Annotated in this window: 7 protein-coding genes; all 7 read right to left on the bottom strand. The window is 34.6% G+C overall.

Annotation, left to right across the window (positions count from 1 at the left end):
• Positions 1-98 precede the first annotated feature (98 nt).
• Positions 99-2,231, bottom strand: a complete 2,133-nt coding sequence (locus DKK70_RS06025) for an SWIM zinc finger family protein (RefSeq protein WP_110433175.1) — start codon at positions 2,229-2,231, stop codon at positions 99-101.
• Positions 2,228-3,403, bottom strand: coding sequence for a VWA domain-containing protein (locus DKK70_RS06020; RefSeq protein WP_110433174.1), 1,176 nt, complete (start codon positions 3,401-3,403; stop codon positions 2,228-2,230). The genes DKK70_RS06025 and DKK70_RS06020 overlap by 4 nt, the downstream gene beginning before the upstream one ends.
• Before the next feature lie 8 nt (positions 3,404-3,411).
• Positions 3,412-5,967, bottom strand: coding sequence for a DUF5682 family protein (locus DKK70_RS06015; RefSeq protein ID WP_110433173.1), 2,556 nt, complete (start codon positions 5,965-5,967; stop codon positions 3,412-3,414).
• 9 nt (positions 5,968-5,976) lie between these two features.
• On the bottom strand, positions 5,977-7,074 hold the full coding sequence (locus DKK70_RS06010) for an ATP-binding protein (RefSeq protein ID WP_110433172.1): 1,098 nt from the start codon (positions 7,072-7,074) through the stop codon (positions 5,977-5,979).
• The gene (locus DKK70_RS06005) at positions 7,068-10,883 is read right to left on the bottom strand and encodes a DUF4132 domain-containing protein (protein ID WP_110433171.1); all 3,816 of its coding nucleotides are present in this window, start codon (positions 10,881-10,883) and stop codon (positions 7,068-7,070) included. Before DKK70_RS06005 ends, DKK70_RS06010 begins: the two co-directional genes overlap by 7 nt.
• A 632-nt stretch (positions 10,884-11,515) precedes the next feature.
• Complete coding sequence (locus tag DKK70_RS06000; RefSeq protein ID WP_181415929.1) at positions 11,516-15,244, bottom strand: DUF4132 domain-containing protein; 3,729 nt, start codon at positions 15,242-15,244, stop codon at positions 11,516-11,518.
• A gap of 408 nt (positions 15,245-15,652) precedes the next feature.
• Entirely contained in the window at positions 15,653-19,381 is a 3,729-nt protein-coding gene (locus tag DKK70_RS05995) for a DUF4132 domain-containing protein (RefSeq protein ID WP_181415928.1), read from the bottom strand.
• Positions 19,382-19,534 lie beyond the last annotated feature (153 nt).

The following is a 19,534-nucleotide window of genomic DNA, read 5'->3' as shown; positions in this document are numbered from 1 at the left end:
AGCAAATGGTAATTAATATCTTGATTGGTTAGTTTATAGACAGATCATTTCATATAATTGCTCTTTTATTTGTTCATTCCCCTAATTAAATCAGCCATTCATAATTCATCCATTAATACTATTGGCAATTGATAATGAGTTTTGCTCATTAAATGGCAGAGATATGCCGTTTGTAGAATATGGTCAATTTTTAGTGGTTGATTTTGGGTTAGTTTATTTAGCGTATGGCTTAGCGTGGTTAAGCCAAGTGAGTTACAGTGAAATTGTAACACCTCGATTTTTTGTTTATCGCTACTAGATAATACTAGCCGACCAGAACTGGTTATTGCTTCAAGTAAGGTTAGGGTTGGTTTTATAATATATGTTGCAATAGGATCTTGTTGGTAAGCAATTTGCGTATTGAGCTTTTTCTTGTTTGATAATTTTAGTTTTTCAAATAGATGATTGAATTTTTCGAAAAATTTGGGGGTATTATTTCTAACAAATAAACTTTCGTTATCAAAATCCAAAAATAGTAAATTAATCTGCTTGGTTTGCGACTCTTGATAAAAAAGTGCAAAAGGCTCCAGATCTAAATTATTGTCATTTTTTATGCATTTTACCAATACAGTTAAAGGTTTGTGTTCTGTTTTTAAAAAACAATTTAATATTCTAATACGCTGCTCATCTATACCATCCCAAAATAGTCTCAATTGTAGTTGATTATTTTTATTATCTTTAATACACCAAACTAGGCATTGTCTAATTTCATCTAATTCTGGTTTTTGTGAATTGGTGATATGAATAGCCAATATATTGTCAAACAGAGAATCATTTACATCATTTTTTTGTAGATAATCGGACAACTCTGCCCAATCATGAAAACCATTAGTGGTGCGAAACACTTGATAATCCTGATCACTCCAACCGGTCTTTTTTATGGTTACATTAGAACCCAAAGCAGATAAATTATTACCATCAGCTAGACGTGGATTATGCAAGGTAAACCCTCTTTTCATCAGCATATTTGGCATTGATTGCCATAGACAGACAGTTTGCCAGATCGCTTCGCGATAGAAATTGATATCGGCATTGTTGGGTCTAGCTATTGTTGTTTGGTAATACTGATTATCCTCAGGTTGCCAAAAGTAGAATGTGGCACCTTGAGCACCGGTTTTGCTTTGCCACCAATAACCACCTAGTGGCAATAAATCTAACGTTTGATTTTTGGTTTGATATTGGCGTTTTTGATTACCGCGCATATCTGTAAGCTGTTGACCATGGCTATTTAATAGTATTTGCAAATGTGCGGTTAAACGGGCTAAAAGTAATAAAATATCTTGTTCTTCAATAGAAAAATGTCGATTAACTTGTAATTCAATTAACTGGCAAATTTGCCTAAGCATAGCGGCTAACATAGGTAACCCTTGTGCTCTGGCGGACATATTAAGTAGCTGTAGCTGGTTAGATTGACTTTTGCTAACATGAGACAAACCATGTTCTATCAATGAGTTAATCTGAGACTGCACCTGTTTAATCAAGAGAATTTCATCATCACTAAGCTGATCTTGCTGATTATTTTGCTGATGTTCGGTAATAATCTGATCTGGCCATTGCCAGCTTTTTTGATTTTGTTGAAATAGATAAGCAATAACCGCTAAATGTACTGCCTGTTTTTGCTTATCTGGTAATTCAGAAATGATACCAGCAAAGCCCGTACCCGCTGTATAAATAATTGGTGTGGTACTGAGTGGAACTTGAATACGAAGTTGAACGCCCTGGGTTTGCACGCTGACCGCATCGTTTTGTAACCAATCAAATAAAAGTTGATAGGCTAATCTTATATTGGCCTTACCCACTGTTTTAAATAATTGGCTACTATCAATTGTTAATAGTTCGGCTAAAGGATCACTATAGTGGTTAGAGGATTCAATTGGCTGATTAGATGTGTCACTATTTGGTTTAGCAGCAACTTGATCAATAACGGGATTTTCTTGTAACCATAACACAGCAGCGATTATGTGTTTACAATGTTCACTGGCTGGACAGCTACAGTTAGCCGTTTGGATGCCTTGTGGTGTCAGTTTGACTTGTTGGCTATCAACCTCGAATAACAGATGTGATTGCTGGTGTTCGATTAATTTGACTTTATTGGCTTGAATATCTTTAAGTGCACGTCGAATGACGCCAACATTAGCATAGACAGCTAAAGCATCTTGATCGTAATTTAAGTAGATTTGCGACCAACTCATTTCATCACCTCTGCAAGCCATGTAGCAAAATGTTCGGGTGTTAAAGCCGCAATTTGCATCCCTCGATTAGCCAGTTGTTGGGATACTTGCAGATCATAAACTGGAGTTGCATCGTAGTCTAAAGCGGCTAAGCCAAGCATTTTAACGCGATTAGCGTTGAGGCGCGCAACGGTGTTATAAAGATTGGTTAAGCTCACCCCTTCATAAAAATCACTGACAACAACCATAATTGTACGCGATGGATTAGTTATTTTTTGTTCCGCATAATTTAATGCATAGCCAATGTTGGTACCACCACCGAGTTGTACTGTCATGAGTATTTCAACTGGATCGCTCGCTAAATGGGTTAAATCCACCACTTGAGTATCAAAAACCAATAAATGTAAGTTAACAGCCGGTAACTGAGTAATAATACTGGCACAAATAGCCGAGTAGAAAATGGAGGTATCCATTGAACCACTTTGATCAACACATAAAATGATATCCCAAGGAAGTTGGCGAGTAGCGCGAGAGTTAAAGATGGCATTTTCAATGATGATGCGTTGTTTATCCTGATCAAAATGTTTTAAATTAGCTTTAATGGTTGCTCGCCAATCAAAGTTTTGATTGCTTTTAATTGATGAACGTCGGAATCGATTTTTTTTGCCTGTCAACGCATTAATAAAATTGGTCTTAATTTTTTGCAGAATTTCTTCCACTACTTTTTTGATAAGCGCTTTTACCTCTTCTTGCACACTGTTATTGAGCTTACCACGTAAGTTCATTAATAGTCTCACTGAATTGAAATTGGGTTGTAACTCTTTTACGGCATTAGGATCGTTTAAAATACCTTCGAGCTGATATCGTTCAATTGCTTGGTTTTGCATTCGTTCAAAAGTACTTTTAGGAAATAATTTGCGTGTCTGTCTTAACCAATTTACAGTGTTGTAAACCGAGTTATCTTTACCTCCATATTTTGATTTTGGAGCGTTTTCGTCCTTAGTTAATAAACCTCGAGAGCGATATTCATTTTGATAGAGATAATTTAAGGCTTGATCAATTTGCCGATCATAGGGATTTAAATCATTATTGGGATTGAGATGTTCATCTGCGTATTGACCTAAAATTAAACGCCAACGCTTAATTTGTTCGTCTGGTTTGCTATCTTCTTTGGTTTGTTTATCGTTATTCATGCCAATACCTAGTGTTTGAACCAATCGGTGAGTTGTTGCTGTTTTATGTGTTCGCTAATTGACAATTCCAGCGAGAGTGCTTTTTGTAGCTGATTTTCACTAAATTGATATTGTTGAAGATGCAAATCTGCATCAGTAATATGATATTTTTTAGCAATTTTTTCTGCCAAGGAGGCATTTTGATTTGGATTTAATTGGCTAAAAGCTAAACGTAAATCAGGTAAGATTTTGATAAACTGCTCTGCTGACCAATCTATCAGTAATTTATCTAAACTGTCTAATAGGATGGATGAATGGATAACCAATTCTGGCGCACATGACATAATGCCAATAAAATAGTTAATAGTTTGTTCATTTTGCGCAGCTAAACTAAAATTGATATTGATATTTTCTTCCAATTGTTGTTGACTAAAATAGGAATCCAAATAGCTAATACTATCAATTGCCCCTCGGATTAATGAGACCTCATTTAACTCAGATTGTAAACGATGCAGATTCTGGTAAAAATCTTGCTTAAGTTGTTTAATATCAAGTTGATCTGGCAAATAGTTTAATAAGTCTCTAAACGAAAGTAATATTTGCAAATTTTGCTGTTGATGCTCAATTTCTGGTTGTTTTAATTTATTTAATAGAAAAAAGCCTTGTTGCACAATTTTATTTAATAAAGTAAGTAATGTCGATGTCGCTTTAAGTTGTAAAAAAGTTTGCCCTTGCCACAAGTAAACCATACGATGGCCACAATGAATGAGCGAATCCAATTCACCTTCACTTAGAATAAAATCAGCTAGATTATCAAGTATATGGTTAAAATAATCATCTAGCCCCATTAATGCCGCTTGCGTTAACTGCTCAACCGCCAGTAAACTTGCTGACACCATGTTATTTTGTATAAATTGTTTGGCGTCCATTTGCATTTTACTTATGGCGATGTGTTCTAGCTTAGTTCCCTTTTGGGATAACTCAATCAATCTCGCTTCCACCATTGGTGTCCAAGCATAACGCCAATCTTCAAACATCACATTTAAACGTTGACCATGAATGTAATCAGGACCATCAACTCGACTAGCAAAACCGACCTTTAAAAAAGTCATCAAGTGTAAAAAACGACTGCGTTGTCGATGATCAGGTTTACGATAAATATCGATATGAGTGAGTTTTTGATTGGTATCATCCAATTTGAAACGATATTTTTTTAAAGTTAAATAGACATCATTAACCAGTGGTGGTTGTGCTATTCCAATTGGTACTTCGCCCAGTAAATTGCCTGATAGACAATCTCGTATTGTTAACCAAAACTCACTACGCGCATTGTCAATGCTCTCTTTAATAAAGCAAGATTGAATGGCATCGAGTAAATCATATCGTCCTGGTCCATTATGCCCACGCAAATCAGCAAGTAATATGGCTTGTTCTATGGCTGATTTTAACGGCACAAATCCTGTTAAATTATTATAGTTTGATTGTTGGCGTAATTTATCGGCAATTTCTGACAGTAAAGTTAAAGTTTGTCTTTGGCGATTTTCTCGCCCCGTTTGCTCTTCATTAGCACTCTTATCATAATCCAACATCGATTGCCACGTTGTTTGATAATACGCAGGTGAAGGCATACCGGATGCATAACCATTTAAGGCATCAAGGCGATCAAAACTGTAACGAATTAACCATGTCTGATCTTTATCACCACTTTTTTGTTGACGATTAAATTGTGTCATGTCAGCTTTTTTCGGTAATATCAGCCGATTTTTCCATAATCCTTCAACTAACGCTAAAGTGTGAAAGCCTCCTGTTACCACAACAATTTTGGCTTTAGGATTAGATTTTTTTAGCTCACCAATTGCAGATAACATATACTGTTCACGTTGTGCCGATCCCTCAGCGGCTAGCGACTCTTGACTATAATCGAGCCTTGACATGGCGCACCAAATAAATGTATCAACAAAAAACGTTTGCCAATAAGCAATTTCCTCATAATCTTTTAATTCAAATAGATGCTCCCAGACTTCGTCATGATCTCGGCAGTGCAGTTTTTGCATTAAACATTGAATATATTGACTATGTTTGAGATAAGTTTCAGAAAGTAGCGAGCGATCTTGCTCTAAATCGATACTTAGATCCGTTTGTAAATTCCATGGTAAATCAATAAATTGTATATTGGCCTGCTGCTTTTTCGCCATCTGCATTGCTAACCACTCTGGTGAGTAGTGACAAAATGGATAAAATGCTGAGTAGGTTATTGATTCAGGTGTTAAATTATCGGTATCATCTTCTGTTGTATCTAGTAACGTGGTTGGTTGAAAGGTGCTTATTTCGGTTTGGCATAGCACAGCAATAGGCGGCTTAGTGTCACCATGTAACAGTTGATCGATGATAGTAGCAAAACTTGATGGCGCTTCGATCAATATGTGTGTTGGCTGGACTTCTTCAATTAAGTGTTTTAGTGCATAGCTACAGGCAGGGCTATGATGACGCACTGGCGCAAAGTATATCTGCTGTAATTGTAGCGCTTTGAGACTTTGTAACGCTTTTGATAACCTTTCCGGTAATAATGAATGGCTGATTGTCATAGCGATTAGTTATTTCCAAAACGTTTTTGATACTTGATAAAAACTACGCCAGATATCTGACTTTTTAGCCCGCTCCCGTACCACATTATCCATATAAAACTGAATTCTTTTAATATCATCCGCATTGTCTTTCAAAACAACGCCAATCAACTGTTTGGCAATCTGTTCACCTGTTAATGTCCCATTACCAAGATAATGGGCATCTAATGCTGATGCATAGGCAATATTTACCGCTTCGGCGGTGGACATTACTGCATCGGGTGTTTTTAATTTGGCACCTCCCGACGTTTGCCCCTGTCTAAGCTCTTGAAATGTCGTCACCAATAGTTCGATAACGTCAATAGGTACAGTGATTTGTGCTTTTAAATCACCTAATTCTTGACTAAGTTGCCGTTGGATTAATTCAATTTCAAAATCTTTATCGGTTATAGGATTAACCGTTTCGAAATTAAAACGTCTCTTTAACGCGGCTGACATTTCGTGCACACCACGATCTTGTAAGTTTGCTGTACCAATAATATTAAATCCGGGCTTAGCTTTGATAACACTGTTAGACCCCATTTCAGGGATCATCATTTGTTTTTCAGACATAATTGAAACCAGCATATCTTGAATTTCTGGTTGGCAACGGGTTATCTCTTCAAAACGAACAATTTTACCTTGTAGCATACCTTGATAAACTGGCGAGCCAATTAAAGCACGTTCAGTGGGTCCTTCAGCAAGTAATAGTGCATAATTCCACGAATAACGAATATGATCTTCATTAGTACCAGCAGTACCTTGAATGGTTAGATTAGAATCACCACTTATCGCTGCTGCTAATAATTCTGATAACATGGATTTTGCTGTACCTGGTTGCCCCACTAGCATTAAACCTTGTTTTCCTAATAGTGATACAATTGCACGGTCAACTAATGGGTCATCACCAAAAAATTTTCGGCTAATTCCCAAAGATTCGTTACCTAAAATAAATTGACGAACTGATTTAGGAGATAAAAGCCAACCTTGTGGTTTATTATTGTCTATATCGACTTTGCTTAATGTTGCCAATTCTTGCTCATAACGCTCTTCCGCTGTTAAGCGAATTGCTTGTTTCTGATTTACCATTCTAATTTTTCCTTCCAATTTGGCTCAAATCCGCTTGACGCATTAGCGACAGCTATATAATCAGCATAACCTTCTGCAAGTAACACTTGCGGTAATTTATCGAGAGCAATGGCTTTATCGGTATAACGTGAATTTTCAGTGAAATAAACTGTATAGAGCACTGCTGGAATATTTTCTTCAGGTACAAAACTACCACTAAACTCAATATTGATATAAATTCCAATACTTGCAAAGTATTTATGATAACCTTCAAACCACCCCGCATCTTCTATAACATCTCGTTTATAACCTAATTTAGTTAATATACCGCGTATAGTAAAACTATCAGTCATCCAGCCTAAGTGGTCATCAATTACCCCATTTTTCATTTTACTAATATCCGGTAATTTATGGGTAAATTGTTCAACCAACTGATTTATTTTGTAATCTTTAATATGCGATTGCCATTGCTCAATATCAGTATTTGACATTAATGCACAATGAGCGAGTGTAATAAAGTGATTGGGTCCTAAAACGATTTCATCATCTTGATTGTTAATTAAACTACCATCTTCCGTTGGTCTAAAACTATTTACAATTTGACCATCATTATCTAATTCCAACCAAACTAAACGTTGAATAAGTCGCCCTACAATAGGGTGAGATTGCAAATATTTTTGCCAATCTTCTATGCTCCATTGACGCTGAGTACACATTGCTTCATAAAAACGACTAACTTGCATATCAAGTAATTGGCTAAGCTCTTTTTTACTGTTTTTAAACTGATTTTTTGCTTCCTTAACTAGATCTGCATCTTCGGTTTTACGGGCTTCAGGTAAAGCTTTTATTTTAACGCCATCAGCATTTTTTAATTGCCATTTAAATTTATCATCCAAACTAGCAATAAAAGTACGCTCACCATAATCAAGGATTAATTGCCCATCATCATCTAAACCGGCCGTTGATATCGTACGGTCGGCTAATTGATCGGTAGTCCAACTATTACGCTGGGCTATATTTTCTACTAATAATCGCGCCTTTTCTTGAATTGATGTAGTTCGATAACGACGTGCTAAGGATAGTAGAAGTTGAATAATCAATGGATCATCACTGTTTCCCAACGCTTCAAGTAAAGCTTCAATTTGTGCTCGACGTCGATAATGATCTTTCATATAACTGGCTAATAGTGTAACAGCTACACGTCCATCAACATTACTGGATAAAGCTAATATCCCTTTTACTTTAATCGCTGAGCCATAGTAGGTTGATAGCGTTTCATTTTTGATTTCTTCAAAAACTTGTTCATAGGTAATATTTGCATAATTAGCATAATACTCCGGATATCGCTTGTAATACCCTTTATATTCCTGAAAACGTTGGGGAGCTAATAAATTTGCCTTAACCTCAGCCTCTTCTATGGTAGCGGTTCGGGTATCTTGTTTGATAAAACTTTGCAAAATAAATTCGCCCAATTTTTGTTGGCTTGATTGACTAAGCAAACGAGAATAAATGGTTAACAGGGAATTAGAGGGATCTTTTAATTTAACCGCTAACCATACCCACCATTCAATAATTTGAGAATTAACTTCATCACCATTTTGCCAAGTCAGAGATGGCATTAAGTCAAAATTAAACCATTCAAGTTCTGCTGGTTTTTTACCTTTTAAACCTTTTTGGGCATCGGCCAATAACTTCTTCGACGTTAAATATTGACTGATGTCTTCACCTATTTTTTGTAGGGCAATTAAGATTGCGGCTTGTACAGCTTCACGTTTTTCTTTTTTCAGGGCGACATGTAAAGCTTCAATAGAAGATTTTTGTCCTAAGTCAGCCAACCAGTTAGCTGCAGCAATACGGACATTCTGTTTTGCGGACGATAAAGATGGTTCAATTTGATTATGTATATTAGGGATCAGTTTTAAGGCATCTTGGGCTACATAGCAAATCGATTTGCTTCCCTCTAAAGCTAATTCACATAAATAGGTAACATATTTGGCTGGAATAATAGGAAAAAATTGTAATGTTTTAATGGCGCTAGTTACATCAACACTATACCAGTCGGCGTTATTTCTTTTATCGCGATTATGGGAATTATACCAGTCATTAGATAGAGGGGTAAAACCAAATGCTTCATCAAGCAAAAATTCATTTTCGGCAAAAAAAGCCCAAAGTTTATGAGGTTCATCTATATAAAGATCGTGATAGGTGTCATTATGTAAAAATAGCTCAGCAACAGTATATTTGACATTCTCATTACTTTCAATCTTGACTATGACATCAACAATTTGTCTAAGGTCAAGTTTTTTCATAAAGTCGTATTTTTTGTATATTCTTTCAAGAAAGTAACTAGCGTCCAAGCTATAAGAGTTACTTTTACCGTCCAAGTTATATTGGAATCGATATTTTAATCGATATATTCGAAAAAGGTGAAACAAAGTAAATTCGGGTAAACTTTGTAACCTATTTTTAGTAAGTAAAAATTTGAAATTTGTATCCCTATCAAAATGTGTACGAAGTGTTGAATATTCGATTTTGCCATTCAGATAAGCAACTATATCATCCAAAAAATGCAATTTAATTTTCTTTAATGATTTATAATTTTTTTGATAATAATCCTCATTAGTTCTATTTTTTTTGTTTTCCTCTAACTCATTCTGCATTAATTTTTCATACTTAATAATATATTCTTCAATATTTTGCAGTAAAATATCGCGCGCATTTATTGGTAACTCAGTATCAGTAAAGGGTTGAAAATCAGGAATAACTAAATTTGTTTGCTGTTTGACGCTGTTAGCGCTTTCGAGTCGTGATAGAGCGCTTTCGATTGCGGTAATCACCTTTTTATTGGTTTCGTTAGCTAATGCCTGTTGTAAAATTGTCGGTTCGACAGACATTCTCGACAGTGATACTACTGCACGACAACGTTGATCAACTGAACCAGAGGTTAAAAAGTGCTGTAGATGAGGTGCAACTGAAGAAATTGGTAAACTAAGTAGCATTTCTGTTGCTACTTGACTCACTCTTTTTGAAGTACTCAACGATTGCATGGTAATGAAATCAATTAACTGTAACCGCAATTCATCGTGTTGGTAAATATAGTTCAATTGATCTAATTGCCCTAAAATTGCCAACCCTTGTGTTGGTAATTGTTTAAATATTTCAATATGATTTTCGATATACGGTAATAAGCCATTTATTGTCATAAAATATTCAAAGTAGTTGTAATAACTAATTTGTACATTCTGACGATCAAAAATGGCAAACAATAACTTTTCGCCTAAACCAGCTTGTTCACCTTCAAGTAATTGATGTAACTGTTCGATATTCCAATTTTTGCGTTCATCAAATTTCTTATTATCTTTGTTAAAATATGGCAATGTACTAATTAAACCATCATATAACAAATAGATAAACCATGCGGGTAATTGATTAGTAGAGAGTTTAATAAACGGTAAATGCTGACATAAAGTGGCTAAAACTCGAGCATATCGGGTTAGCTGTTCGAGCGTATAGTTTTCAGTCCATTGTCGGTAAAAAGCAAAGCGTGTTTTTTCTAAAGAAGAAATATTGTTATGATAATGTCCACAATCTAATTCACAAGGTCTATTTAATAATTCATAAAGTTTATCTGCGGTATCGGATGTTTGACACATTTTATCAAAATCTACCAACACACTTGGATCTTCTCCCTTTAAGATATATTGTGTAATACGTAATGGTAATTTTTTATCAAGTTTTTCTAGGGGTTCAAAAAGAGTTGAAATTAATTCTTTAGAAAATAATTTATAGGGCATTAATTTTCTTGGTATGAATTTTTTTATATCTATCATATTGCTTTACTCTCCTTGAGAATTAGAACATTAAAATCATTTCCAACTGATTAATAAATATAATGTTATATAATTAAAAGTTCAAATTTAATTTGATTATTTAAATCACATAAAATGCCATTGTTATTAAGATAACTCTTTTTAATACACCTGGGATTTTAGCTAACAATTATGCTGTTTATGCTTAATTTAATAATAGTAATTCATAAATCTGTCTTATATATTAATTTCGATTGGCAATATCTTTATAGACTAAACTCAGTTTTGATAATCACACTCTATTTTTATACTTTTATAAAATTATCCTTGGACTTTTCAATCACTCCAACCAAATAGCAAATTTAATTCAATGTTAATCGATAGATCGTTTACCAACCCATCGTTCAGCAAAAAAGGTAAGTGAAACATCATATAAAACAATAAACCTTGCTCGTTTATTTTCACAAGATGTCATATTAAAAAAATGTTGTTAGCCTAATTAATAACCATAAAATTAACTATACCTAAGATCTTCAACAACCTTGAGATCTTTGATTGATAAAACATACTGACAGATCCGTTCAAGTATTGATTGTTCTAAAGCATATAAACCCGCAATGCAATCAACAATAACTTTTTCTCTCGACTTCTGATCATGTATCCCATATCACTTTATTTTGCCAATTAGGGTCAAAACCATTGGATGCGTTGGCTACTGTCATATAATTAGCATAACTTTCGGCTAATAACACTTTAGGTAGGCTATCTAGCATAATTATATTATCATGCATTCCGGGTGTTTTACTGAAATAAAGTTCATCAAGTACAACTAGAATATTTTCTTCAGGTATCAAGCCACCACTGAAATAAATATTGATATAAATTTTTAAACGGCTTTCGTATTTGTGGTAACAAAAAAAGTATTCCCCTTCCACATTTTCACGCTCATAACCCAATTCGGTTAAAATACTACGTAGGGTAAAACTGTCCATTGACCAGCCATAACGATCGTTAATGATATTGTATTGAAATTTGTTCGTATCGGGTAATGGATGACTAAGCTGGTCAAACCATGAGGTTACTTTGTAATCTTTAAGATGTGATTGCCATTGTGCTATATCTTCACTTGAAAGCAACGCTGAATGAGCAAGGGAAATAAAATGATGTTGATCAAGTGAGATTTCTTTATTTTGATTAGTTATTAATTTACCATCTTCTGTTGGCCTAAAACTATTGACTATTTGACCATTACTATCTAATTCCAACCAAACTAAACGTTGAATAAATCTTCCCATAATTGGGTGAGATTGCAGATATTTTTGCCAATCACCCACCCGCCATTGATGCTCGGCACACATGGCTTCATAAAAACGACTAATTTGCATAGTGAGTAATTGATTAAGCTCTTTTTTACTATTGCTGAACTGTTTTTTGGCCTCTTTGACTGATTCTGGGTTTTCGTTTTTACCTGCTTTAGGTAATGTCTTGATCTTTTCTCCATCAGCATTCTTTAATTGCCATATAAATTGTTTATCTAAACTAGCAGTAAAGGTACGCTCACCATAATCAAGAATTAACAAGCCATTATCATCTAACCCTGCCGTCGGTATAGTGCGATCAGCCAGTTCATCAATAGTCCAGCCTGAGCGCTTGGCAATACTTTCTAACAAATATCTAGCCTTTTTTTGAATGGATGCTGTGCGATAGTTGCATACTAATGATAATAATAGTTGAATGATCATCGGATCATCACTGTTTGCCAATGCTTCAAGCATCGCTTCAATTTGTGCTCGACGTTGATAATGATTTTTCATGAACGTGCGTAAGAGAGATACCGCAATCCGACTTTCAATACCACATATTAACGCTAATATTCCCTTAGTTTTGATGGCTGAACCAGAACAGGTTGCTAATGTCTCTTGTTTAATTTCTTCAAAAACTTGCTCATAAGTAATATCTTTATAGTGAAGATAAAATTCCGGATAGTCCTGATAATTTAAGATACGTTCTTGCAAGCGTTTATCGGCTTGTGAGCTAGCTACGGCTTGAGCCTCTTCTAACGTTGGATTAAGCGTATCTTGCTTAATGAAACGTTGTAAAATAAATTCGCCTAATTGTTGCTGACTTTGGATGCTTAACAATCGATTATAAATAACTAACAGCGCATTAGCCGGATCATTTAATTTGACCGCTAGGCAGAGCCACCACTGAATAATTTGTGGCTCAACTGCTTTACCATTTTGCCAAGTCAAAGATGGAATTAAGTTAAAATCAAACCAATCTAGTTCGGTTGGCATTTTACCTTTTAAACCTTTTTGAGCATCAGCCAATAATTTTTTTGCAGTTAAGTGCTGACTAATATCGTCACCAATTTTTTCCAGTGCCACCAGTATTGCCGCTTGTACTATTTCGTGTTTCTCTTTTTTTAGTGCAGCATTTAGTGCTTTAATCGAGCTTGTTTGTCCTAACTTAGCCAACCAATTAGCTGCAATAATTCGCACCTCTTGTTTAGAGGAGGATAAGGCTTGTTCAACTTGATGATGTATGTTAGGGATCCGTTGTAAAGCATCTTGCGCCACATAACGTAACTGCATACTTTCGCCTAAAGCTAATTCAAATAGGTAAGCGACATATTTAACTGGAATAGATGGAAAGAGTTTTAATATTTTTATGGCACAAACTTTATCGATACAATTATAAAACTGAGTGATTTGTAAAGGAGCAAAACCCAATGCCTCATCAATTAAAAATTCATTTTCAGCAAAAAAAGGCCATAACTTATGTGGTTGATTTTCATAAATGTCATAAAAAAAATCACTGTTTAAAAATGGCAAAGCAATTGTATATACAAATTTTTTATTAGGATCGAGTTTTACCATAACATCCGCTATTTGTCTAAGATCGGCATTTTTAACCACCTCAAAGTTATTGTATATCTTTTCAAAAAAATTAATATTATCTGTAGGGCCAATTAATTTTTTTATTCTGAATAAGTGAAATAAAGAAAATTCAGGTAAATTTGCTAGTCGATTTTTGGTAAATAAAATTCGAAAATCAATACGCATACCAAGTTTTTTTAATAATGCTGTGCTATCGATTTTACCATTTATATGATCAAAGATAGCATCGAGAGAATTTAATGTGACCGTTTCCAGATGTTTATAACTTTTTTGATAATATTGCCATAATGTATTATTTTTTTGGTTATTCTCTAGCTTATTTTCCATCAATTTTTTATATTCGATAAGGTGCTCGTCGAAATTCTGCTGTAAAACATCAAGTGCCGTTATTGGCAATGGCGTGTCAATAATTGGTTGAAATTCAGGAATAACTAAATCAGCTTGCTGTTTGGCTGCATTGGCACTTGCCAAACACAATAAGGCACTTTCAAGAGTAGCAATAACTGTTTTATTGGTTTCGTTAGCTAATGCTTGCCGTAAAATTGTCGATTCAGAAATAATCCGAGAAAGTAATATTGCTGCATTAGCACGCTCTTTAGCCGTTCCTGAAGTTAAAAAGTGTTGTAATTGGGGTTGAATCAGCTCATGTGGTAAATTAAATAGTATCGCTGTGGCTAATTGACTCACCTGTTTTGAAGTATTTAGCGCCTGCATGGCAATAAAATCAACCAGTTGCAACTGAAGTTCTGGATATCGTTGAATGTAATTAAGTTGTTCAATCTGCCCCAAAGTCGCTAAACCGAGTGAAGGAAGTTGCTTAAATAATTCAATTCGTTCTTGAATATAGGTCAATAATCCATTCACCCGAGTAAAATATTGAAAGAAATGAAAAGGATTAATAGCAATATTTTGACGATCAAAAATCACAAATAGCAACTTTTCGCCTAATCCTGCTTGTTCAATTTCAAGAAATTGATGTAATTGTTGTACTGACCAATTTTCACGTTCCCCAATTTTATCTTTGTTTTTGCTATAAGAGGGTAACGTGGTAATTAGTCCATCATATAACAGATAGATAAACCATGATGGAATTTGCTCGTTTATACGTTTAATAAAATGTAAATGGTCAATTAAAGGAGCAAAAACTCGGGCAAATCGAATTATCTGTTCTGGTGTATATGCATCCGTCCAAAGCTTATAAAAATTAACACGAGCTTGTAACGGCGGATGAATTTTGACATAAAAATCTACATTATGTAATTCCGCTGGTCTTCGCAATAATTCATAAATGTTGGTAAAGCTATTTTCGACTTGGCATAATTTATCAAAATCAGCTAACACAGCAATTTCATCACCATGCAAGATATATTGTGTGATCCTCTCTGGTAAAGATTTATCCAGTTCACTTAATGGGTTAAAGATAGTGGTAATCAACTGGTTAGATATCAGTGGACTTGTTGATAATTGTTCTGTTTTTTTCATAGTCCTTAGTTTTTCCATTAAGTTTGAAATCTTTGGTATTTATTTATAATCAATTGTTATAGTGATTTAACATTGCTAAAAAAATGATGTTTGATAATAACTACGCCAGATAAACGTTCTTGTGCAGTTAATCGTATTTCTTGTTTCTGATTTCACATCTTTAATCCTGTCAATCTAAATCAAATTTGCTTGATGCATCGGCAATCAACATATAATCAACAAAACTTTCAGCTAATAACGCTGACGTGATGCTATTAATGTCGATTTTTACGGTCATGATTACTTTGAGCAAAAAATTAGGCAAATCAAGCAGACTATAAATCCATTCAAATATTAATCACTCTAAATCAGGTTAACCTAGCCTATAAAGCAATTAACAATGACTTGTGCAATATATTTTTGCCATTTTTACCATCTCAATTTATTTTTCCAATTAGGATCAAAACCACTACAAGCTTTTGCCACTGCCATATAATCAGCATAACCTTCGGCTAATAACACTTTAGGTAGTTTATCTAGTGCAATTGCCCTATCTTTGAAAGACGTTTTATTGCTAAAATAAAGGCTATAGAGTATAACTGGAATATTTTCTTCAGGTAGTGTGCTACCACTGAATTCAATATTGATATAAATACCTAAACTGCCAAAGTATTTATGGTAGCCCATAAAACACTCGCCATCTTCAAGATTTTCTCGCTTATAACCCAATTTCGTTAAAATACCACGTAGAGTAAAACTGTCAGTTAACCAGCCTAAACGATCATCAATTTCGCCATCTTTAAATTTGTTAATATCCGGTAATGGATGACTTAGCTGGTCAAACCATGAAGTTACTTTGTAATCTTTAAGATGCGCTTGCCATTGCGAGATATCTTCACTTGAAAGCAACACTGAATGAGCAACGGTAATAAAATTATGTTGATCAAGTAAGATTTCTTCATCTTGATTAGTTATTAAACAGCCATCTTCTGTTGGCCTAAAACTATTAACTATTTGACCATTACTGTCTAATTCCAACCACACTAAACGTTGAATAAACCGTCCTATAATTGGGTGAGATTGCAGATATTTTTGCCAATCTTCTACTCGCCATTGATGCTGAGCACACATGGCTTCGTGAAAACGGCTAATTTGCATTTTGAGTAATTGGCTAAGTTCTTTTTTACTGTTACTAAACTGTTTTTTTGCCTCTTTGACTAATTCTGGGTTTTCGTGTTTACGTGCTTCAGGTAATGCTTTGATTTTTTCTCCCTCAGCATTTGTCAATTGCCATTTAAATTGCTCATCTAAACTAGCAGTAAAGGTACGCTCACCATAATCAAGAATTAACAAACCATTATCATCTAACCCTGCGGTTGATGTCGTGCGATCGGCTAGTTCATCTACTGTCCAACCACAGCGTTGAGCAATCTTCTCTACTAAATATCTGGCCTTTTCTTGAATGGACGCCGTTCGATAGCGACGTGCTAATGATACTAATAATTGAATGATCATCGGATCATCGCTGTTTGCCTGTGCTTCAAGCATCGCTTCAATTTGTGAGCTACGTAGATAGTGATCTTTCATAAAACTATTTAATATTGATACAGCAACAGGGGCTTCAATGCTACAGGTTAACGCTAATATCCCTTTTGATTTAATCGCTGAGCCAAGATAGGATGTTAATGTCTCTTTTTTAATTTCATCAAAAACTTGTTCATATGTAACATTCTTATAGTTAGAATAAATTTGCGGATAAATCTGATAACCTCTAATATATTGTTGCAATCGTTTATCGGCTTCTGAACTAGCTCTGGCTTCAGCCTCTTCCAATGTTGGTGTTCGGGTATCTTGATTGATGAAACTTCGTAAAATAAATTCGCCTAATTGGCGTTGACTTTGGGTGCTTAATAATCGATTATAAATAGTTAACAGCCAATTAGCCGGATCTTTTAATTTAGCTGCTAATCGGATCCACCACTCAATAATTTGTGGATCAACTGCCTTACCATTTTGCCAAGTCAAAGCTGGTATTAAGTTAAAATCAAACCAATTAAGGTTGCTTGGTATTTTACCATTTAACTCTTTCTGGGCATCAGCCAATAACTTTTGCGGGGTTAAGTGCTGACTTATGTCTTCACCAATTTTTTCAAGTGCAACCAATATTGCTGCTTGTGCTGTTTCGCATTTCTCTTTTTTTAGCGCACTATTTAATGCATTTATCGAGCTTTTTTGGCCTAACTCAGCTAGCCAATTTGCAGCGGCAATACGCACCTCTTGTTTTGAGGAAGATAAGGCTTTTTCAACTTGATTATGTATATTGGGGATCCGCTTTAAGGCATCTTGCGCCGCATAACGTATCCGTTTACTTTTATCTAAAGCTAGGTCAAATAGGTAAGCGACATATTTCGTTGGAATAGTTGGAAAAAATTGTAATATTTTTATGGCACTAACTTTATCAATACGCTCATAAGCTGCCTTAGGGATCTGTACATGAGTAAAACCTAATGCTTGATCAATTATAAATTCATTTTCAGCAAAAAAAGCCCATAATTTATGAGGTTCATTGGCATAAACGTCATGAAAAACATCACTGGTTAAAAACGGCAAAGCAACTGTAAATTCGGCGTGAGGCCGAAATTTGATTTTTACCATAACATCAGCTATTTGTCTTAAATCGAAGTTTATAATAACGTCGTTATATGGATATATTCCTTCAAAAAAACAAATATTATCTCGACGATCGATTAACCGTTTGATTCGGAATAAGTGAAACAAAGAAAATCCGGGTAAATTTGCTAATTGATCTTTTGGAAGGAAATAACGTAAATCAATTTTTTCGTTTAATTCTGCAAATAATGCTGAACGATCAATTTTACCATTCAAATAATCAAATATGTAGTCAATAGACTTTGATGTTACCGTGTTCATCAATTTATAACGTTTTTGATGATAATCCCATGATCTATTATTTTCTTTATTTTCCTCAATTTCTTTTTCCATCGATTTTTTACATTCGTTCATAAACTCGTCATAATTTTGCTGTAAAACATCACGAGCATTTAGTGGCAATGGCGTGTCAATTAATGGGTCAAAACTAGGAATAACTAAATCAGCTTGTTGTTTGGCTGCATTGGCAGTTTCTAATCTCGATAAGGCACTTTCAAGGGCTACAATAACTGTTTTATTGGTTTCAATAGCTAAAGCCTGTTGTAAAATTGTTGGTTCAGAAATGATTCGAGAAAGCAATATTGTTGCATTAGCACGCTCTTTAGCCGAGCCTGAAGTTAAAAAGTGTTGTAATTGAGGTTGAATCAGCTCATGTGGTAAGTTAAATAGTATTCGTGTGGCTAATTGACTCACCTGCTTGCAAGTATTTAGCGCCTGCATGGCAATAAAATCAACCAGTTGCAGCTTAAGTTTTGGATATCGGTAAATGTATTTAAGTTGTTCTACTTGTCCTAAAGGCGCTAAACCGAGTGAAGGGAGTTGCTTAAATAATTCAATGCGTTCTTGAATATAAGTCAATAATCCATTTAACCGAGTAAAATATTGAAAATCACGCAAAGAACTTTCAAAAATATTTTGACGGTCAAAAATCGCGAACAGCAACTTTTCGCCTAATCCTGCTTGTTCAATATCAAGAAATTGATGCAATTGTTGGATTGACCAATTCTCACGGTCATCAATTTTATATTTGTTTTCGCTATAAGAAGGTAAAGTAGTAATCAGTCCATCATATAACAAATACATAAGCCAAGAAGGAATTTGTTCGCTTATGCGTTTAATATGATTTAAATGATCAAATAAAATAGCAGAAAATCGGGCAAATCGAATGATTTGTTCTGGTGTATAGGCATCCGTCCAAAGCTTATAAAAATTAATGCGCGCTTTTTGCAACGGATGAATCTTTTGATAATTATATGAACTATAAAAGGCAGCTGGTCCTCGCAATAATTCAAAAATTTTATCAACATTAGCTGACTTTTGACATAGTTTATCAAAATCGGCCAACACATCAATTTCATCACCATGCAAGATATATTGTGTGACCCGTTCTGGTAAAGATTTGTCTAATTCACTTAATGGTTTAAAGATAGTATTGATTAACTGTTTAGAACCATTTGAGTTTATTGATAATTGTTCAGTTGTTTTCATATTCCTTTGTTCTCCCATTAAGATTTAAATCTGGGATATCCATTTTTAATTGGGTTTCATAGCGATTTGTTATTTTCAAAAAGTTTTTTATACTTGATAATCACTATGCTATATATCAGATTTTCTGGCACGCTTAGGTACCCTATTATCTGT

It is taken from the genome of Gilliamella apicola (assembly GCF_003202655.1).
Lineage (GTDB): Bacteria > Pseudomonadota > Gammaproteobacteria > Enterobacterales > Orbaceae > Gilliamella > Gilliamella apicola_R.
This window is presented reverse-complemented; position numbering and strand designations above follow the sequence as displayed.